The sequence below is a fragment of the Staphylococcus sp. FSL K6-0223 genome (assembly GCF_038008285.1).
In genome coordinates this window covers 589311-610639 of the sequence record NZ_JBBOYX010000001.1, presented here as the reverse complement: position 1 = coordinate 610639, position 21329 = coordinate 589311, and the positions used below count along the sequence as shown (strand labels likewise).

The 21329-nt window shown below is 30.2% G+C and carries 20 protein-coding genes; 8 read left to right on the top strand and 12 right to left on the bottom strand.

Features of this window, described 5'->3' with window-relative positions; translation table 11 throughout:
* Positions 1 to 55 precede the first annotated feature (55 nt).
* Positions 56 to 1105: a type 2 isopentenyl-diphosphate Delta-isomerase gene (fni, locus tag MHI13_RS02830; RefSeq protein WP_019834785.1), complete on the bottom strand. Its 1050-nt coding sequence runs from the start codon at positions 1103 to 1105 to the stop codon at positions 56 to 58.
* 34 nt (positions 1106 to 1139) lie between these two features.
* A complete protein-coding gene (corA, locus tag MHI13_RS02825; protein WP_017174915.1) occupies positions 1140 to 2087 on the bottom strand; it encodes a magnesium/cobalt transporter CorA in 948 nt (315 codons plus the stop codon).
* 121 nt (positions 2088 to 2208) lie between these two features.
* Between corA and MHI13_RS02820 the strand changes: the two genes are divergently transcribed.
* Both MHI13_RS02820 and MHI13_RS02815 read left to right on the top strand, forming a co-directional pair.
* The gene (locus tag MHI13_RS02820) at positions 2209 to 2688 is read left to right on the top strand and encodes a thioesterase family protein (protein ID WP_017174916.1); all 480 of its coding nucleotides are present in this window, start codon (positions 2209 to 2211) and stop codon (positions 2686 to 2688) included.
* The gene (locus tag MHI13_RS02815; RefSeq protein ID WP_017174917.1) at positions 2688 to 3104 is read left to right on the top strand and encodes a hypothetical protein; all 417 of its coding nucleotides are present in this window, start codon (positions 2688 to 2690) and stop codon (positions 3102 to 3104) included. The genes MHI13_RS02820 and MHI13_RS02815 overlap by 1 nt, the downstream gene beginning before the upstream one ends.
* 51 nt (positions 3105 to 3155) lie before the next feature.
* Here MHI13_RS02815 and MHI13_RS02810 read toward each other — a convergent pair whose 3' ends face one another.
* Positions 3156 to 4055, bottom strand: coding sequence for an alpha/beta hydrolase fold domain-containing protein (locus tag MHI13_RS02810; RefSeq protein ID WP_048682300.1), 900 nt, complete (start codon positions 4053 to 4055; stop codon positions 3156 to 3158).
* Between the two features lie 194 nt (positions 4056 to 4249).
* Here MHI13_RS02810 and MHI13_RS02805 point away from each other — a divergent pair, with 194 nt between their 5' ends.
* Complete coding sequence (locus MHI13_RS02805) at positions 4250 to 4885, top strand: hypothetical protein (RefSeq protein ID WP_017174919.1); 636 nt, start codon at positions 4250 to 4252, stop codon at positions 4883 to 4885.
* A 76-nt stretch (positions 4886 to 4961) separates the two neighbouring features.
* On the opposite strand, the gene MHI13_RS02800 is transcribed toward MHI13_RS02805, so the two are convergent.
* Together MHI13_RS02800 and MHI13_RS02795 are read right to left on the bottom strand one after the other, a co-directional pair.
* Entirely contained in the window at positions 4962 to 7055 is a 2094-nt protein-coding gene (locus MHI13_RS02800) for a DHA2 family efflux MFS transporter permease subunit (RefSeq protein WP_340760998.1), read from the bottom strand.
* A 12-nt stretch (positions 7056 to 7067) separates the two neighbouring features.
* Entirely contained in the window at positions 7068 to 7715 is a 648-nt protein-coding gene (locus MHI13_RS02795) for an HlyD family secretion protein (protein ID WP_048682185.1), read from the bottom strand.
* A 120-nt stretch (positions 7716 to 7835) separates the two neighbouring features.
* Here MHI13_RS02795 and MHI13_RS02790 point away from each other — a divergent pair, with 120 nt between their 5' ends.
* Positions 7836 to 8387 (top strand): TetR/AcrR family transcriptional regulator C-terminal domain-containing protein, encoded by a 552-nt coding sequence (locus MHI13_RS02790; protein ID WP_017174922.1) that lies wholly within the window; start codon positions 7836 to 7838, stop codon positions 8385 to 8387.
* A 53-nt stretch (positions 8388 to 8440) separates the two neighbouring features.
* Here MHI13_RS02790 and MHI13_RS02785 read toward each other — a convergent pair whose 3' ends face one another.
* The 3 genes from MHI13_RS02785 to MHI13_RS02775 all read right to left on the bottom strand — a co-directional run bounded on the left by MHI13_RS02785 (position 8441) and on the right by MHI13_RS02775 (position 11592).
* On the bottom strand, positions 8441 to 9646 hold the full coding sequence (locus MHI13_RS02785; protein ID WP_017174923.1) for a multidrug effflux MFS transporter: 1206 nt from the start codon (positions 9644 to 9646) through the stop codon (positions 8441 to 8443).
* Between the two features lie 20 nt (positions 9647 to 9666).
* A complete protein-coding gene (locus MHI13_RS02780) occupies positions 9667 to 11031 on the bottom strand; it encodes a zinc ribbon domain-containing protein (RefSeq protein WP_019834778.1) in 1365 nt (454 codons plus the stop codon).
* Between the two features lie 99 nt (positions 11032 to 11130).
* Positions 11131 to 11592 (bottom strand): MarR family winged helix-turn-helix transcriptional regulator, encoded by a 462-nt coding sequence (locus MHI13_RS02775; protein WP_049415279.1) that lies wholly within the window; start codon positions 11590 to 11592, stop codon positions 11131 to 11133.
* A 171-nt stretch (positions 11593 to 11763) separates the two neighbouring features.
* Between MHI13_RS02775 and MHI13_RS02770 the strand changes: the two genes are divergently transcribed.
* Positions 11764 to 12720, top strand: a complete 957-nt coding sequence (locus MHI13_RS02770; RefSeq protein WP_019834777.1) for a YdcF family protein — start codon at positions 11764 to 11766, stop codon at positions 12718 to 12720.
* Between the two features lie 69 nt (positions 12721 to 12789).
* On the opposite strand, the gene MHI13_RS02765 is transcribed toward MHI13_RS02770, so the two are convergent.
* Positions 12790 to 13455, bottom strand: a complete 666-nt coding sequence (locus tag MHI13_RS02765) for an ABC transporter ATP-binding protein (RefSeq protein ID WP_017174927.1) — start codon at positions 13453 to 13455, stop codon at positions 12790 to 12792.
* On the bottom strand, positions 13455 to 14510 hold the full coding sequence (locus MHI13_RS02760; RefSeq protein ID WP_019834776.1) for an ABC transporter permease: 1056 nt from the start codon (positions 14508 to 14510) through the stop codon (positions 13455 to 13457). The genes MHI13_RS02765 and MHI13_RS02760 overlap by 1 nt, the downstream gene beginning before the upstream one ends.
* A gap of 130 nt (positions 14511 to 14640) precedes the next feature.
* Here MHI13_RS02760 and MHI13_RS02755 point away from each other — a divergent pair, with 130 nt between their 5' ends.
* Complete coding sequence (locus MHI13_RS02755; RefSeq protein WP_049415276.1) at positions 14641 to 15315, top strand: response regulator transcription factor; 675 nt, start codon at positions 14641 to 14643, stop codon at positions 15313 to 15315.
* The gene (locus MHI13_RS02750; protein ID WP_049415270.1) at positions 15308 to 16681 is read left to right on the top strand and encodes a sensor histidine kinase; all 1374 of its coding nucleotides are present in this window, start codon (positions 15308 to 15310) and stop codon (positions 16679 to 16681) included. Before MHI13_RS02755 ends, MHI13_RS02750 begins: the two co-directional genes overlap by 8 nt.
* Positions 16682 to 16733: 52 nt before the next feature.
* On the opposite strand, the gene mqo is transcribed toward MHI13_RS02750, so the two are convergent.
* The gene (gene mqo, locus MHI13_RS02745) at positions 16734 to 18212 is read right to left on the bottom strand and encodes a malate dehydrogenase (quinone) (RefSeq protein ID WP_070547996.1); all 1479 of its coding nucleotides are present in this window, start codon (positions 18210 to 18212) and stop codon (positions 16734 to 16736) included.
* A gap of 311 nt (positions 18213 to 18523) precedes the next feature.
* On the opposite strand from mqo, the gene MHI13_RS02740 reads away from it, so the two are divergent.
* Positions 18524 to 19669 carry a glycosyltransferase family 4 protein gene (locus tag MHI13_RS02740; protein WP_070547998.1) on the top strand — a complete coding sequence of 382 codons (1146 nt, stop codon included), beginning with the start codon at positions 18524 to 18526 and terminating at the stop codon, positions 19667 to 19669.
* 49 nt (positions 19670 to 19718) lie between these two features.
* Here the strand turns inward: MHI13_RS02740 and MHI13_RS02735 are convergent, their stop codons facing one another.
* Positions 19719 to 21320, bottom strand: coding sequence for an L-lactate permease (locus MHI13_RS02735; protein WP_048680371.1), 1602 nt, complete (start codon positions 21318 to 21320; stop codon positions 19719 to 19721).
* Between the last annotated feature and the right edge of the window lie 9 nt (positions 21321 to 21329).

Sequence of the window (21329 nt, the reverse complement as noted above, 5' to 3'; positions counted from 1 at the left end):
ATTCAATAAAAAAATCGCTTTTGAAAAGGTCATCCTTCTTCAAAAGCGATTAATATTATCCACGTTCAACTTTTAAATGTCTTTGTTCTATCCAAGACATTAACTTACTATCAAAAACAATTTTACTTTGTTTTAAATCATTAATATCTTTAGCATCTAACATTGTCATAATAGATTTCATATGGTCTATAAATGATTCTACATATTCAATGGTACTAGTGATACCAGCATGTTCAACTTGATTTAAAAATGGACGTGACATGCCAACAGCTTTTGCACCTAAAGCTAAACTTTTAATTGCATCTAAAGGTGTGCGTAATCCACCACTTGCAAATACATTTAGTTTATCTTGATAACTTATACTTTCAAGTAGTGATTCTACAGTCGATTGGCCCCAATTTGAAAGGTAATCCATGTCTTTATTTGAACGACGCTCATTTTCTATCGTGACAAAATTAGTGCCACCCTTTCCACTCACATCTACATACGTCACGCCTATATTTACTAAAGATTGTAGTAATTCTTTACTCATGCCAAATCCTACTTCTTTAATGATAACAGGTACACTCACGCGTTGAACAATTGCTTCCACATTTTCTAACCATGTCGAAAACTCTCTATTCCCTTCTGGCATCACTAATTCTTGTGGTGCGTTCACATGTACTTGTAAAGCTTGTGCGTCTAATAATTCAACTGCTTTAACAGCTTTATCTACTGGTACATCTGCGCCTACATTACTAAATATAATGCCCTCAGGGTTTGTTTTACGTACAATACTAAATGATTCAGCCATCTTAGGATTTCTTAAAGCTGCATGTGTAGATCCTACAGCCATAGCTAAGCCTGTTTCTCTAGCAACGACTGCTAACTTTTCATTAATTGTCTTAGTCCAATCACTTCCACCTGTCATTGCATTAATGTACAAGGGAAATGTCATATCAAAATTTGAAGTATGACTCGTTAAATCCACTTGATTCACATTGATATTTGGAATTGAATGATGTACAAACCTCATACGGTCAAAATCTGATTGAGGGACATCTTGTTGTGCCATTGCAATTTCTACATGTTCATTTTTTCTTTGCTCTCTTTGGATATCACTCATGTAACAACCTACTTTCCTTAAACTATGTTCTATATTAAAACCACTTTTTCTTTTTAAAGAAGAGAATTAATGCAATTGAAATGAGTAACATTATAGTTAAACAAATAAAATAACCATAATGCCATTTTAACTCTGGCATATATTCAAAGTTCATTCCATATACGCCTACTATAAATGTTAAAGGAGAAAATATAACTGACACGAGTGTCAATACTTGCATAATACTATTCATTCTAAAAGAAGAATAAGATTCAAAATTTTCTCGAATTTCATTTGTCATTTCTTGAGAGGTTCTAATAATATTATTTTGTTTAATAATATGATCATCAATATGTTGAATATACATTGAATGTTTATAATCTACAATTAAGTTACCTTCAGTCTTAATTGTATTCACAAGTTCCTGCATTGGGAATAATACACGTTTTATTTTTATAAGATTAGAACGTAATTGAAAGACATTATCCATTACTTTTTTACTATGTGTATCATCTACATGTGCATCTTCAAAGTTGTATACCTCATCTTCAATGGTATAAACAAAATCAAAATATTTATCTACCATCATATCAAGGATATGTATAACGATATCAGCACAATCTAAATCTGGATCATGTTTACGCGCATTCATCTTGACAACTTCCATTAATGATTCAAAATGATGTTGATGATAAGTAATTAATGTTTTTCCGTCTAGAAATACGTTCAATGCTATAGGAGTAAAATTATCTTTATGCATACTATGAAATACCATGTATTGGTAATCATCATAAGATTTATATTTAACTCGTGGTACCCCTTTAATGGCATCTTCTAATTCTAAATAGTTAAAATTATAGTTTTCAATCAAAAAATCATTTTCTTTGGATGTTGCATCTTCAAAATCCAACCACACAATAGTAGCATTATTAGGTACATCACTGATTTGTTCAACTTGAGTTAGTGGTTCGTCCTTAGTTTGATATCGAATTATCATGGTCATCTTTCTGTTTCCTCCTATTTAACCATACGGTTATCATTCTACCATGAATTAAATATTGTGTATGTGTTATTTTATGTTAGTAAAGTATTTTTATAAAATTTTAAAGAAGGGATAAAATATTATGAACTATCCATTTATTATTCATAAAAGTGTAGTATCTTCTCAAGTTGATTTTAACCAACATATGCACGATGCAGAATATAATTCAGTTTTCAGTGAAGTTATTAGTGAATTTAATCATTATAATGGTTTATCATTGAAAGAAAGAGAAGCGCTTAATTATACAACATTTACAGTCGAAGAACATACAACCTATTTAAAGGAATTACACTTCGAAGAATCATTTTCAGTTCGTGTTCGTATTTATAATTATGATGAAAAACGTGTTCACTTCTTTTTAGAATTATTTAAAAATGATGAAACTTTAGCTGCAACAAGCGAAATAATGATGATGGGTATTAATCGTTCAACACGCCGACCTGCTTCTTTCCCCGCACACTATAAATCTAATATCCAAATATACTATGATTCTCAATATGATAAGCGCTGGCCTAAATCATTAGGACATCAAATTGGCATTCCAAAGAAAGGAGAGGCATAATGACAGACACTATTTCTGAAATCTTAGAAAACACACTATTTGACCTTAGTGATACACTTAAAATACATTTAATTGAATTAAATGAAAACCGTTCACTATTTATGAATGGACCTAGTCGAGAGCTCATTCAACGAACATTTAATATTAGTTTTTACCAAGGACAAAAACAAGCGATAGAAGCATTAGATAGAGAAATTAAAACGACTACGGATGAAAATGATTTAATAGCTAATCTAAAAAGATATTCGCAAGACGTTGAAAAACAACTTTTAAATGTAATAGAGTTACATACTACAACTTATGAACCCAAAGAAAACTTAAGATTGGCACAATCTCTCGATACTTATTATCATTGTAAAGGCCAACATGATATAATTAGTGAATTATTATCGCAAGTCAATAAATATTCAATATAAAAATATAGGACTAAAGTAAAATCTAACTCGATTCTACTTTAGTCCTTATCATTATTCATGAATTGCCTTATTAATTTGTTTAATCACCTTATGAGATTCATGAATTGGGAATAACGCAAAGTCATGAAACATTTTTGGATACTCAAAAAATTGTATAGATTGATGATGCGTTTCCAATTCATATGCCAAACGTTGCATATCTGGATAATAAATTTCCTTACCACCACCAAACATTATAATTGGTGGCAATCCTTGTTTTATTCCATATATCGGCGAAATTAAAGAATTTGATAATGGTTCTTTATCACTCCACACATTCATTATGTTTTGAAGCCCTTGAATATTAACAAAGCGATCTTTTTCAACCAAATATTCAGTAATTTGAGGATTTGTCATTGTTGCATCAAGCATCGGAGAAATTAAACATATTTTGTATGGTAAAGGTTTGTCATTTTCTACTAATTGTTGTACATAACTAAGTGCAAGTGCTCCACCAGTTCCATCACCCATAATAACAATGTTTTCATTATTAACTTCACTTAATAACGATTCATATACATTATTAATTGCTTTAAATGTATCTTTAAGATGAAACTCTGGTGCTTTAGGATATATCGGTAAAACGACCTCATATAAAGTGTTGAGTGCAAGTTTATCCATTAATCTCCAATGGAATGGAGAAGGTTGTAACGTGTTATACCCACCATGAATATACAAAATTTTCTTTTTAGTTTCGTGACGAAAATTAAATCTAAACACTTGCATATCTCCTAAAGATAATTTATCAAGATTTGCTTTCACATTTAAAGTTGGAGGTTGCTTATGTTTCGCTCTATTAATATCTTTTCTACGCTCCATAAACGAGTTAAACTCGTCTTCACTCTTAAACTGAATTGAGCGATTATGTAGTAAATATTTATTAACAATTCTATTTACCATGCGTGTTTTCATAAAATTTTTACCTACCTTATAAATTTATAAAATTAATCAAACTTTATTACAGAAAGCTTAAAAAAACGATATAATACTATTTATATGATTAAAAATGAGCAATCTAGTTCATATAATTGCCTATTGCATATTAAATTCAGTATAAATGAGTCAACTATAGAAAACAAATGAATGACGGCAAAGGAGTAATAATAATGCAAAATCAAAATCCTAATAGATATCAAACAAATCGCCCCCCATATGTCCGTGTTAACCAACAAGCTTATTATGGTAAAAAGAAAAATTCGTGGATAAGTTTAATTATACATATCATCATTCTTATACTTGTAGGGATTACTTGTTATAGCATGTATAAACAGCCTATTCTAAATTTTGTTCTTGCAAATCAAGCGATTGATTTCTCTGAGATTAAAAACTTTCAAAATACAACTACTCAGATTGGACCGCTCAATATTAATATTAGTGAAGTCGCTAACTTACAAGGTATCATAGATAAATTTATTCTAGCCTTTAATATATTTTTCGTTTTATGTATTCTTAGCATGATTATTTCAATTTTAACCATTGTATTTAATAGAACGATTTTAAAAGTGATTAATTTCATCGTTATCGCTGTTGTGTTAATGATTGCTTTTTCCTTTAGTTATACAATTCAAATGGTAGGAAACCAAGTATCTCAGAACTTGCATCATTTTTTCTTAGATTTAGCACCAAATCAAATTATTACTGAAGCAGATGCTATTCACAATGCATTGATCTTACTTTCAAGTAGTTTAGCATTATTATTTATAAGCTTTTTCTTTAGAAATCGTCATCCTAGAATCAAATAGACATCTCATCTCATTCTATATTTAATAAAATAAAAAGGTATTGAACGTTTTATATGTCCAATACCTTTTTTATTTATTAAAATTTATTACTTTCTTTACTCATCAATCTGTTATGTTCAGCTTCAGCACCTTTTTTTCCTTTTAAGAATAAACTTAAAATGAATGCTAAGGCACTTAATGCTGTAGCAATCCAAAATGCATCATTGATACCTTCGATTGAGGCTAATTTATTTACATAAGTCAAGATAACTTGTAATGCACCTTGTTGACCTCCATATTGTGCGGCCATTTCACGTACATGATCTTGAATGACTGGATTAGTTTTATCTAATTCAGTTGCAAATGCATTAAGATGATTTGTAGATTGAGTTGTCATTACAGTAACAAGAATCGCAGTACCAATTGAACCAGCTAATTGTCTCATCGTATTTAAGAACGCATTACCATGAGAAATTAAGCGAGGTGGTAAAGCATTGATAGCTGCAGTCATTAACGGCATCATAACAAACGCCATACCTAGCGAACGTATTACATAAATACTCATAATATGAAGATAAGAAGTATCCATATTCAATTTTGTTAATTCATACGTTCCATAAGTCATCACTGCAATACCGAATAAAGCAAGTGGTTTAAGACCAATAGTATCAAGTAATTTACCAGCAACAGGTCCTAATACCCCCATTAATAATGATCCTGGTAATAATAGTAAACCAGAATCTAATGCTGAGAAACCACGTAAATTTTGAAGATATAATGGTAATAAAATCATACCTCCGAATAAACTCATCATTACTACCATGTTTATAACAGTAGTAAGTGTGTATGTTGGTGATTTTAGCACTTCTAAATTAAGCATTGGTGCTTTCATTGTTAATTCACGAATAACAAATAAGATGATGAACACAACACCAATGATAAACATTATAATGATTTCAGTTGAACCCCATCCTTTATTACCAGCTTCACTAAAGCCATATAATAAAGCACCAAATCCAATTGTACTATATACGATACCACGATAATCTGCTTTAGGATTGATTGTTTTTTGATAAATTTTGAACCATGCTAATCCAAATAAGAAAGCAAGTAGTCCTAAGATAAACATCATATAAAACATAACATTCCAATGATAATTTTGGACGATGTAACCAGATAATGTTGGCCCAATCGCTGGAGCAAGAATCATTGCGATACCCATTGTTCCCATTGCCACACCACGTTTTTCAGGTGGGAAAATGATAACAATTACATTAGATCCTAATGGCATTAATATACCTGCGCCAATCGCTTGTAAAACACGTCCTCCCATCATAATTGGGAAGTTAGTTGAAATACCACAAACTAATGAGCCAAGTGTAAATAATGCAAGCGCTATTAAAAATAGCTTACGATATGAATATTTATTAAATAAGAACGCACTTATTGGTATTAAAATACCGTTTACTAACATGAATCCTGTCATCAACCATTGACCAGTTGAAGCAGAAATATTGAATTCTGTATTAATTCTAGGTAAAGCTACATTAAGTAATGTTTGGTTTAAAATTGCGATAAACATACCAAACAACATAGCAGCTAAAATTTTACCTCTTGTAATCCCTTTACCGAAAACAAAATCTTGGTTTTGATTTTTTATACGTTCGTTCACACGTCCTTCTTGTGAATCAGGATTAATAGGTTCATAAATAGAATCTTTGGAAAGATGTTGATTATTAACATCTCTATCATTATGATTTACTGTATCTTCAGAATGCGTATTGCGTTGTTCATCATCTGAGTAGTGTAAGGAATGTGACGTTTGTTTTTGCTCAGGATGAATTTGTTCTGAAGATGAATCTTGTTGCTCTTGTTCTTCTTCAAAATGATTTTTTCTTTTATCATTATTGATATCGTTATCTTCCTTATAATGAGATTGATCATTATTAAAGTAACGTTTTTTCTCTTCACTGATTTGAGAAGAGGATGCATTCTTTGCATCGTTATTTTGTTCTAAGTCACTCATTTTAAATTTAGATGGATTATTTTGACTCTTAGATTCTTCATTTACTTGTTGTCCCTTTGATTGATTTAATTTAGATTTATGACGTGATTTCAACACGAATAAATTAATTAAACCAACTAAAATGACCGCTGCAACGATATATCCAATAATGAAGGTCACTGTCATTTTATGACCTCCTTAGTCTTTATGAATTTTAACTTCAGCGTTCATTCCAGGAACAACATTTTTAGATGGTTGTGAATCTAAAGAAATTTTCACAGGAATCACTTGTGAAACTTTAGTATAGTTACCGTCACTGTTTGATGATGGCATTAATGAGAAACTATTTGCAGTTGCTTTTCCGATTTCTTTAATTTTACCATCGATTTTAGAATCTTGACCGTCGATTGTTACATCAACTTTATCGCCTTTTTCAATGCTACTTAAATCATTTTCATCGATATTAGCTGTAATGTATAAATCATCTAAATTATATGCATAAGCAATTGGTGAACCTGCTTGAGCGATAGAACCTTCCATTCCATCAGTTTTAGCAATTGTACCATCTTGTGGCATTTTAATTTTTTGATCTTGAGTTTGACCATCTTGACCTTGAGCAGTTACTTCTGCCACTGTGTCACCTTTTTTCAATTGATCACCTTGTTTTGCGTCAAAAGATTTAATTTGTCCAGATGCTGGACTCGCAATTTTAATTTGATTACCGTCAACTTTAGCGTTATCAGTTGTTACATAGCTAGTTGCATTATGATAGAAATAAAATCCAACTACTCCGATAATAACTAAAGCAACGATAGTAATGATATTGATTAACACCATTTTCTTCATTGAACTTTCCTCCTATTTGCTTTTAAAAATCACTTTATATATTATAAAGACATATCAGTAAAAAAAACACCAACAAAACTTAAAAAATTGTCGGTTATTTTTTAAATTTAGGTGACATGCATGAAATTAAAAGCGAAATATAAAATTATAATAAGTATGATCGATTTGCTAGAAGATTATCCCTTCGAACAAATTTCAATTAAAATGATATGTGCACAAAGTAAAATTAATCGTTCAACATTTTATGATAATTTTCAGGATAAATATGACTTATTGTCTACAATCCAAAGTTACCATCTAAATAAGTATGAAAAATTATTAAAAACACTTTCTAATAATTTTCACAATATAAAAAAAGAGCCTGAAAAAGTATTTAAGTTCTTTCATATTATTCTTAAATATATATATAGAAAGAAATCTTTTTTTCACGCTATTTTTATCTCAAATCCAAATAGAAGTTTAGTTATGGACTACTTAGATATTACAAAGAAATATTACGATAAGATTTTAGTTGAAAATGAAACCTTAATTCAAAATAGAGGACTTTTTATTTCTTATACCATTAGCGGTCAAATTGGAGTAATTCTTTATTGGCTAAGAAGCGGTTGCCAAGAAAGTCCTAAAGAAGTAGCAAATTCTTTATTATCCAATACAATTAAGTTACAGAGATAATAAAGAAGGGAGCAAGACAGAATCAAATTAAACTCTGTTTTGCTCCTTTTTATTTATCTTTTTGTTTTAAACACTTTAAAATTAATAAGGTGTAAAATAACAAGGATTACAATTGCACTAATAATGATTGTTAGATAAGGCATACTGTTATATTCTCCTTTTACATTTACCAAAGGTGTAACAATACCTCCAAATAAAAATTGTACAAGTCCTAATAAACTTGAAGCACTACCATTACCAGTGGTACTTTCCTCCATCGCAATAGAAAACCCTAAAGTAGCTACACCTGTAACTGGAGCTACTAATGTTATAAAACCAATCACTAAAAAAATGAATGATCCATGTTGGATGAGCGTTAACGAAACAATACATACACCAATAATTTGGATACATGTCAATAACCTTAAAAGTGTTTGCGTATGAATATAATCTACTAATTTTCCTGTTAATTGACTAGAGACGATTAATGTTATTCCTATTCCAGCAAACATCCAACTAAAATGCAGTGGAGAGACACCATAAATTTTTTGAACTAAAAACGGTGAAGCAGAAATATAACTAAATAATAAAATAAATGAAACACCTTGTATGAGCATGGGTAGCACAAATCGTGGTGTACCTAATAAGCTTTTAAAATTCTGAAATATCACTTTGATACCACTGCTATCTCTATACTCTAAACTTAACGATTCTGGTATTTTTGTTAGACTCCCCATTACCATTAATATACCGAAGATAGTTAATATAACAAATATGACTCTCCAAACTGCTACACTTAAAATGATACCTCCAAGCGCAGGCGCAATAACCGGAGCAACACCATTAACTAGCATTAATAAAGATAGGAATTTAGTTAATTCATTACCTTTATATAAATCACTTGCAATGGCTCTTGAAATAACTGCCGCGCCTCCCCCAGTAATACCTTGTAAAAGTCTTAAGATAATCATAAGCCATATGTTATGAACAAATATGATTCCGAGACTTGCAAGAGTAAAAATGGTCATAACGATAATTAAAGGTTTTTTACGCCCCAAACTATCGGAAATCGGTCCTACAAATAAATTACCAATTCCAAGACCAATCATAAAAAACGATAGTGTTAATTGAGCATGAGCTGTCGTAGTGTTGAAATCATTTTTCAATTCAGGTAAACCGGGTAAGAACATATCAATCGCTAAAGGTCCTATAGCAGTCAACATACCTAGAATAATAATAAATAACAAGGAATGCTTATCTTGGTTATGTCTTTGTTCCATTTAAATATTCTCCTTAGTATCTATTTAATGTTTATAATTTGTAATATTCCATTATCTTTATTTTCTTCTATTTCATAAGTGACATATTCTATTTCTCCGCGTTGATTAATTTGTTGTACTTTAGCTTTAATAATATCTCCACTTTGAGTTGCACTTAACAACTGTGAGAACTCAAAATGCTTTGAATCACTTAAATGATTTTTTATATCTATATATGCATCAGACTTATTTTTTAGAAATGGACTTATTATATCAAAATTTTGTTGATTAATAGCATTATTTAGAGCATAAGCATATTGATTAAAAAATGGTTCTAACGTAACTCTAAGTATACTTTCTTCTTCAGTTTTCTTTGAAACATAATCAGAAATTTTATCTTCATCAAAGTCCAGTATGGCACTATTAATGTTTCCTAAATCTTTTGCTTTTATTGTTTTACTTGTAGACGTAAATGTTTTGTCTTTAACCATACCTGTAGCTGAAACACTAATGTCTTTATTTTGAGGATATGGACCATATATTTTTGATGCATCATATTTCATTTCTTTATCATTAATAGTTACTTTTAATGTGTTTTTATCTAAGTCACTTTTACCCTTTAATTTAACTTTAAGTGCAGCTTCGTTAAAGTTCTCATTAACATCCACAGTATTTCCTTTAGCATATCTAAAATCAAATTTCATTTGACCTGTAAAATGACCATATTCCGTGTCTTTTTCAGCATCGATAGCATAAACACCTGGAATGTATTTGCCAATAGAAGTTGCTTGATTCGCCTTTGCATGAATGACTCTACGTTTTCCACCAGCTTTAAATTTATATTTTGTATCTATTTTCGGCTTAACAATAACCGTTTTTGTAGGTGGTCTATAACTCATGTTATTAAAGATTAAAAAACGCGTTCCATTTTTACTAATTTTTAATACATTTTTATCTGTTTTTGTTTGTATATAGGCAGAATCATGATTACTTTTATTTAATTTATCTGTTGTGTGTTTGACATCGTGAATAAATTTCATCATTCCAACTTCATCTTTAATATATTGAATATAAACACTTGCTTCTTCATCATCTACAGGAACATCTTTAGTACTAATTAATGTCGCTACTTTTTGAGCGTCATTGTTATCAATCGCGTTTACAAGAATTTTAGTTTGAGCTTCGGGGGAATTGAAATTTCTTAATAGTATGAAAACAATACCAATTAAAACAACAATGAAAGCTATAATGACCCACGGAATAAACTTTTTAAATTTTAAATTAGATTGTTCTGATTGAGAGGACGATGTTGCTTTATTTTTTTCTTTTGGTATCATATTTCCACAATTAGAACATTGCTTATCACTTTTATTTAATTCTTGTCCACAATAAGGACATTGTTTCATTTTCTCATCAACTTCCTCTCATAAGATGCAATGTCATTTATATTTTTCACACAAATATTATAACCCTTTTTTCTTGTGGAGATAACTTCCGATTAACGTTTATTTTACCTTAGCATTAAACTGCTTCACACGTTCATCTATAATATAAAGCACACTCAGAGCTTTTTCTATATCACTACTAGATAAGTCTTTAACCATATCATTCACAATTTGACTTATAATTTCGTTATTTTCTTCCGTATATTGGTGCCCTTTCTCTGTTAAGACAATATACTTTAAACGTTGATCTATTTTATCGTTAGGCTTCTGTAATGCAACAAAGTCACTTTCTATTAATTTTTTTATACGACGACTTACTGCCGCTTTATTAACCCCTTGTTTTTCAGTAATTTCTGTTATAGATAAAGCTTGATGATGACTAAGTAATCGTAGTACATTCGATTGCTCAGTAGAAACACCATATTTTACTTGTTGATCTTTTAAAAGTTTAGACGTTAATGTATTTGTATCGTCTATGAAATGTTTCATAAATTCAATATGATTTTTTGAGATTCTATTCATTACAAATCTCCTTACTTAAATAATTTCATATATTATGTAGTTAATTTTTATACTCTGTTAAATAATATCAATAATTTTCCACGTTGAAAACAAATAGAAAAATATAATAGTTGCTAAATTGTGACCCTTTCATTACATTTAAATATATAAATAGATATGAGGTTATTAAATATGCTAGCAATCATTTTATTATTTATTGTTTTAATTATTATCCTAAGTGTTTTGTTTAATATAAGACATTTTATCTCCCTTTCTTTTTTTATTACAAGCGTGATATTATGTTTCACCATTAATCTCATTAATATAATGACCATGACTCTACCAACTGGATTGTTTATATTAATTATCATTTCTACCATCGGTTTGCTTGTCAAACATTCTCATCTATTTAAAATAAAAAAAGGAACCCGTTTCTTAAACAAAATGTTTCGTAGATTAATAAATGGTGTCTTATTTATTGGTATATTTATATATCTTAGTACAATACCATTATCTATTTTAAATGGCATGTTTTTATGGATTGCTTTAATTTTATTTAGTGCTTGTTACACTTTCATTATATATTTAATTTTTTCTTCTGCATTTGGACGTGCTAAAACCCATAAACAATATGATGTGATTCTTATACTTGGCGCAGGTATATTCACTGAAACAGTCACTCCTATGCTAGCCTCTAGACTGGATAGAGCTTTAAAAATCTATAAAGTACAGTCGCATAATTGCAACATATTGGTAAGTGGTGGTCAAGGTCCTGACGAACCAATTTCAGAGGCTTTAGCAATGAAGAATTATCTCATGAAATGTGGCGTGTCATCTTCTTCAATATTGATGGAATCACAATCAAGCAGTACATATGAGAACTTTTTATATTCTAAATCTTTCATTAATACATCGTTTGAAAATGTCCCTAATATTTTATGTGTGACGAGTCAGTTTCATATTTTAAGAGCCTTACGTCTTGCACAAAAGTTAAATATAAACATAATAGGATTAGGAAGTTCAACGCCTTATCATTTTCTAGATAAAGCGCTTTTACGCGATTTCCTTGCACTTATGTATCAATATAAATTACTTTTGACTTTGTATTTAGTTGGACTATTTATAGTATCAATTTGGATATTACTTTAATATACAAAAAGTCTGGATCATTTTCTTATATGACCCAGACTTTTCCATCATATTCATACTACTCACTTTTTAATTAAGTATTTTGCCGTCTTCTAATTTTACGACGCGATCAGCATAGTCAAATAATCGCTCGTCATGTGTAATCATAATACCTACCATCTGTTCAGATTTTATACGTTCCCTAATCATCTCTACTACTTTCGTAGCACGACTTGCATCTAAGCTTGCTGTTGGTTCATCAGCAAGAATGATTTTAGGATTATTTGTAAAGGCACGCATAATTGCTACACGCTGCTTTTCTCCTCCTGATAACATATGTGGAAATGCATTCAAACGATCTTTGAGACCAATTTCTGTTAATAAATATTTAGCATTTGAAGCAGCTTCTTTTTTATTTACTCCCGCTTCCTTAGCAATAACAGTGAGTTGCTCTTCAACAGTTAGATAAGGAACAAGGTGTGATGCTTGAAAAATAAAACCAATATCATTAAGTCTTAATTCTGTACTATTTTTATAATTTGAATACAAATCATGACCTTCATATAATATCTTACCATCAGTAGGTGTCAACAACCCACCTAATATATTTAATAGTGTCGATTTACCTGAACCTGATGCACCATTTAAAATAATAAACTCTCCTGGTTGAACTTCTAAATTAATATCCTTTAATACGTTTGTCTTCGCTAAACCTTCTCCAAATGTTTTACTAATATGTTCGAGTTTTAATGTCATTATTCCATACCTCCAATAGCATCAATTGGATCCACTTTTAATACTTTGATAAATGATAGTAAGGCACCGATACATCCTACAATAAGAAAAATAACAATCATTAATAAAATTGTACCGTAACCTAAATAAAATGGCATAGTCACTGGCATAATTAAACTTAATATTAAAATAAGTATTGTGGCTAAAATAACACCCACCATAGTAGTTAAAATAATCTCTATAATTAATGAGCTTAATAAATGTCTCGTTTTAATTCCTACTGCTTTTAATATACCTATTTGTGAGATTTTTTGGATGGTCATAACATAAAAGAATGCACTTAATACAATTGCTGTAATCACGAACAAACTAATTATCATTAAATTCAATGGCATTTGTTCTGCTTGGTAACTTGCAATGTTATCAGTCAATGTTTTTTCATTAACAGTTGTTACATTAGAAATATCATTTATTCTATTTTTATCTTTTTTACTTAATTCTTTAACTGGATAGAATGTAGAATAATTTTTATTAAGTGCTTTAAAATCTGAATGATTCATCATAACCATTGAGCTATGAGAATACATTGTATCTTCAATAATACCACTTACTTTATAATCTTCTTTATGACCTTTAAACTTAATCGTATCCCCTTTTTTTACATCTTGTCCTGTTAATTTATCATTTATTGCAACTTCATGTGAGTGATTAGGATATCGACCTTCTTTTAAAGAGGGACGACCTTCTTTAGAGGTAGAGAAAGTAAGAATATCTTGATCTTGTTGTTTTAATTTTAATGTTTGAGGTCCAAGATGTGTTGCTTGTTGATTTATAATATCTTCTATCTTATTTTGTTGATTTGAATCAAGTTGTGATTTTTCAATTTTAGGTTCTTTCATTTTTTCAATAATATATGTTTGTGCATTTTGATTGTTTAAAAATGACACATTTTCTCTCGCTAAACCTTGAGCTAAACCATTAATAAACAATACCATACTCCCTAGTAAAAAGATGATTAGCATAATTAATATATATCGAAATTTATAAAATTTTATTTCTTTCCAAGCTAAATTCATTTCTTTTTTCCTCCCTATTTATCTTTATTAAACAGTATAGAGAGTAAATATGAACTGAATATGAACAACAAAGAAAATTGTCTTAGATTTTAAAGATTCGTATAATAACAAGAAAAGGAGCGAAAAGTAAATGATAAAATGTTTAATTGTAGATGATGATCCAAAACTCTTGCATTATGTTTCTAAACATTTAGAAGCGGATCATATAAAAACAGTGACACATTCGAGTGGAGAACAAGCTTTAAAATATCTTAATCATCATCTTGTGGATATCGCAGTTGTAGATATTATGATGACAGGTATGGATGGATTTGAATTATGTCAATTATTAAAAGATCGCTATCAATTACCAGTTATTATGCTTACAGCACGAGATGCATTAAGTGATAAAGAACGCGCATTTGTCAGTGGCACAGATGACTATGTAACTAAACCATTTGAAATTAAAGAATTATTATTTAGAATTCGTGCCGTTTTGCGTCGTTATCAAATTAATATACAAAATAAGATTGAAATAGGAAATGTTAGTTTAAATGATGAATTTATGGAGGTAAGTGTAGAATCTAAAAAAATGAATCTTCCTACTAAAGAATTCCAACTTCTATTTTTATTGTGTACTCATCCAAGACAAATTTTCACAAGAGAGTCTATTATTGAAAAAATTTGGGGTTTCGATTATGCAGGCGATGAAAGAACAGTAGATGTTCATATTAAGCGTTTAAGAGCACGCTTAAAAAAATTAGAAGCAACTATTGAAATTCAAACAGTAAGGGGACAGGGATACAAGGTGAATAAAGATGTTTAAAACATTATATAGTCGCATTGCGATTTATACTATTACTGTGATTATTTTTAGTGCATTAGTTAGTTTTTTCATTGCAAATATATATTATCATTTCAATCTCAAAGAAAATAATGACACTAAAATTATGCGTACGTTAAAAGAAGCTCGTACATACGAACATCAACTTCCTTCAAAATACGTAAAGTCTTATTTTCAACATTTAGGACAAATGAATTATCAAATCGTTACCGTCGATAAACAAGGACAAAAAACATTTTATGGTGAACCTTTTAGAAAAGATACACTGTCCTCATCATCTATTAACCAAGTTATGCGTGGTCATGATTATCACGGTATAAAAAACAAACCTTTTGAATTATTTGTGACAGGTTTCTTTGATAACGAAACAGATAACACGGTGGGCATAAGATTTTATGAAGACCATGAACCTATAGCAGTATTTATGCGGCCAGATATAGGTAAAACATTCGGCGAGTTTAGAATATTTTTATTTGTATTACTTATTTTCTTATTGCTGATATCTATTTCGCTTGTTATTGCTTCAACATACTCGATCATTAAACCTATTAAAAAGTTAAAAATGGCGACAGAACAATTAATGAATGGGAATTTTGAAACACCCATTTCTCGTACACGTCATGATGAAATTGGAACTTTACAGTTTCGCTTTGATACCATGCGTCAGTCATTAAAACAATTAGATGACATGCGTCAGCATTTTGTTCAAAATGTTTCACATGAAATTAAAACACCTCTTACACATATTGAAAGACTATTAACTGAATTACAATCTGCGCATTCAGAAGATGAACGTCATAGTTTAATCAATGATATTCATTTAGAAATTACACGTCTTAGTAACTTAATAAAAGAACTACTATTACTATCTGAATTAGATAATGCGAATCACTTATCTGTTGACGATAAATTAGAATTATCTTCACTTATTACTGATATCATTCGACATGAACAATACACGATTGATGATAAATCATTGATGTTATTATCTGATATGCATAACATATATTTCCAGGGAAATCGTCGCCTTTTACATCAAGCATTTTCGAATCTAATTCAAAATGCTATTAAATATTCAGATATAAATGGCATTATCGATATTACTTTGAATCAAGAAAATAATCATATTATTTTTGCGGTAACAAATGAAGGACAAACTATTTCTAAACAAGCGATACCACATCTATTTGATCGTTTTTATAAACTCAATGCTAGTGATAATAGTAATGGTTTAGGACTAGCAATTACTAAGTCCATCATTGATTTACATCACGGTAAAATATGTGTATCTAGTAATTCTGAAAGTGGCACGACATTTAAAATTCTATTTCCACATACCCTATTTTAACTTATTAGACAAAAACAGGCAGTGTTAAAAAGGACACTACCTGTTTTTTTGATTATTTCACATTTAAATATTTTCTTACTTCTTTATTTACTGCGTTATAAACTTCTTCATGCTCATTAAGTTTAAGTCCATACGATGGAATCATCTCTTTAATTTTTGGAATCCAAGCATCAAATTCATTTTTGTAACAGCGTTTTAATACATCTAACATGATGTCGACAGCTGTTGAAGCTCCTGGAGAAGCACCTAATAATGCTGCAAGTGATCCATCATCAGAAGTAATGACCTCTGTACCAAATTGTAAGTTCCCTTTACTATCTTCTGTATCTTTAATCACTTGAACACGTTGTCCAGCAATAACAACTTCCCAATCTTCGTCTCTAGCATTCGGTAAAAAGATTCTTAAATCATTCATTCGATCTTTATGACTAAGCATTAATTGAGAAACTAAGTATTTAGTTAAATTGAACTCTTTAACTCCTGCTGTTAACATCGTCACAATATTATTCGGTTTAACAGAGCGAATTAAATCTAAATTTGATCCTGTTTTCAAAAATTTAGGTGAGAAACCTGCAAACGGTCCAAATAATAGAGAGCGTTCTCCATTTACAAATCGTGTATCTAAATGTGGTACAGACATCGGCGGTGCTCCAACATCTGCTTTACCATATACTTTTGCATAGTGACGTTCAATAACGTCTTCGTTTTTACAACGTAAGAAAAGACCACTTACTGGGAAACCACCTACATGTTTAGACTGCTTAATTCCAGTTTTTTGTAGAAGTGGAAGACTTGCTCCTCCAGCACCAATGAACACAAACTCAGATTCAAACGTGTGAATTGTATTAGACTTCAAATCTTTGACAGTCACTTTCCAATAACCATTATTTAATCTTTCAATATTTTGAACTTCTTGATGATACGTAACATCTACTTTATGTTCTTTTAAATTAGAAATTAATTTTTTAGTGAGTGCTCCAAAGTTTACATCTGTACCAGTTTCATCCCGAGATAATGCAATAGGAACGGGTGATGTTCTACCTTCTACCATTAACGGCACCCATTCAACAATTTTATCTCGATCTTCTGTGATTTCCATTTTTTGAAATAAAATATTTTCTTTTAAAGCTTTTACACGTTTTTTCAAAAAGTCTACGTTTAAAATACCTTTAACAAAGCTCATATGTGGCACAGATTGAATAAAATTACCTGGATGTTCTAGTTGACCAGTTCTGACTAGATAAGCCCAAAATTGTTTAGATACTTGGAACTGTTCATTAATTTTAATTGCTTTTGTTACATCAATACTGCCATCTTTATTTTCTTTTGTATAATTCAATTCACATAGAGCTGAATGTCCTGTTCCAGCATTATTCCATACATTAGAACTCTCCTCACCTGATTGTTCCAATTTTTCGAAAATTTTAATTTCTTTTTCTGGAGATAAATCTTTTAGTAATGTTCCTAATGTTGCGCTCATTATTCCGCCACCGATTAAGATGACATCTGTTTTGCTATGTTCTATACTCATAACAACCCAGTCCCCCTTTTATAATCACATCTTCAGTCGAAATAAACACGACCATTTTTAATTTAAAACGCTTTCTTTTATCGATAAAAAAATAAATATTAATTTGACGTTAAAAGCGTAAATAAAATTTTAATTACTATAGTAATTATATACATAATTTCTCTTTGAAAAAAGTATTTACACGAATTATCACATTATTTTATCTCTATTTTCAAAAATATTTTAATTTTATTATAAAGCTTACAACATTTATACAGTTGGTTTATTACATGCTATAATTTTTATAATATTATTAATAACGAGGTACAATCATGAAATCATTTACTTTTTTAATGCATAATATATACGCCTTAGGTGGCACAGTTAAAGCAATTACTGAATTAGCAAATACCTTAGCGGACAAAGGTCATAACGTTGAAATTATCTCTGTTTTTAGAGCTAAAGATAAGCCTTACTTCAAACTTAATTCTTCTATTAAAATAAAACACTTAGTTGATTATAGACTAAAACCACAAAATGTGATTTCTATCTTCATGAATCGGCTTAATAAATACACTCCTTTATTAAAGCCTATCTACCTTTCAAAACATGAGCCTGGTTTAAATCAATTCTCGAAGTATATTGAACATAAATTGATACGCGCAATTAATGATATAGATACCGATGTACTCATAGGTACAAGAGCAAGTTTTAATATATTTATTTCTAAATATTATCATGGACATGCAATGACAATAGGTATGGAGCATATGAATTTAAATGCCTATCCCAAAGCATATCGACAAGAAATATTAGATGCTTATCAACATCTAGACGCACTAACCACTTTAACTCATACGGATAAAGACCATTATGAATCATTCATTAAAACGCCTGTATATGTCGTCCCTAATATTATTCGAACTAAAAAATTAAATCTACCTAAAAAAAATATTATTTTAAGTGCCGGACGTCTAGAATATGAAAAAGGTTATGATATTTTAATCGAAAGTGTCCAACTCATTAAAGATACGCTTAGACAGAAAAAATATAAAATTGAGATTTATGGTGAAGGTCAAGAACATCAACATTTACAAGAAACTATTAATCATCACCACCTTAATGACTTAATAACTATACATCCAGCTACTCAACACCTTAATGAAAAATTAGCGCAAAGTCGAATGACTGTCGTTCCTTCACGAAATGAAGGATTTGGAATGGTCATATTAGAAGCAATGGCTCAAGACAATATTGTTATTAGTTTTAAAGATACACTTGGACCTTCACAACTGATTCAACATAATAAAAATGGTTATTTAGCAGACTATGCGAATGCACAATCATTAGCAAAATATATTGATCTTGCTATTCAAAAGAAAGAGCATTCAGAAAACATGATTAAATCGAGTCATCGAACTCTTGAACATTATTCTCCAGATAAAATTTACGATTATTTTTATTCTATTTTCAAATAAAAAAGGATTGCAATCGGAATTCTCCGAATTGCAATCCTTTTAATGATATCTACATAAATATAGATAAGATAAATGTCCAAATACAGATAAAGATAAGTAATCCTATACTGTATTTCAGAGTCATTTTAAGTAATTCTGATTCTTTACCTACTTGTTTTACAGCTGCTGTTGCAATCGCAATAGATTGTGGTGAAATCAATTTAGCTGCAACCCCACCAACAGTATTAGCTGCAACAAGTAATGGTGCACTTGTACCAATTTGTTGTGCTACAGAAGCTTGGATTGGTGCAAATAATGAGTTGTTGTTTACAACTGATCCTGTCATAAACACACCGATCCAACCTAATACTGGAGATAAGATTGGGAAGACGCCACCTGCTTTTGCAATACCTTGACCCATAGCTGCACTTAAACCGCCATAAGTTGTGATTTTAGAAATTGCTAAGATGAAGCAAATTGTTACAATTGGTAACCATAATTCTTTAAATGCTTCGACAAATAAACGACCTGCATCACCAAAGCTAACTTTTTTAGACATTAATACTGTAATAATAATTGTTAGTAAAATGGCAGTACCAGTTTGACCAATAAAGTTAAAAGTTAACATAATTGGTTTGTGTGTAACATCACTGTATGTGCCTGGTAAATTGAAATTAAATACTAATGCTGATAAAGGACCATTTGGTGCAAATAAGTTTTTGAAGAATGTTGCACTCCAAATCATAACAATAACAGTTAAGATAATGAATGGACTCCATGCGTATAGAATTTCTTTACCACTATGCGGTTTAACCGCTTCTGGTTTAACATCTTTTTGAATTCTAAAGATATTTTTCGGTTGAACTTTTTTAGAAAATACTGCTAAAACTCCCATTGTTACTAATGGTGGGATAATATCAGCTAATTCTGGTCCAACAAATACTGTAATTAAACCTTGTAATACAGTAAACGTAATTGATGCTACCAAAATTTGAGGTAATGTTTCTTTAATACCTTTAAATCCATCGATAATAAAGATTAATAAGAATGGAATAATAAAGTTAATAATTGCCAAAGTTAAAGTAGATGTTTGAGAAACAGCCATAGCTTGTACGTGACCTGGTAAATGAAGTGTATTCACAATACCTACTGGAATACCGATTGCACCAAATGCACCTGAAGCCGCATTAGCAATTAAACATAACATTGCTGCTTGTAAAGGTTTGAAACCTAATTGAGCAAGTAATAATGCACAGATTGCAATTGGCACACCAAAACCAGCAGCACCTTCTAAGAAACCATTAAACGCAAAACCAATTAATAGTAATTGAATACGTTGGTCTTGAGAGATACTCATGATACTATCTTGAATTGTACTAAATTGACCTGATTCTTGAGTCGTTTTATATAATAAAACGGCCATGATAACAATATAACCAATGGGAATAATACCTTGATAGAATCCTTCGATTACACCGCCTGTCGCAATACCACCTGGTAATTTAAAGAATGGGATAGCGATAAGTAAAGTCACTACTAAAGTAGTAATTGCTGCATAAATACCTTTCATTTTAAACACTGTTAAACATAACAAGAATAAAATGATTGGAATCGCTGCAATCAAACTAGATAACACTAAGTTACCAAAAGGGTTAAAAGAATGTACTAACATAGTTTAAAC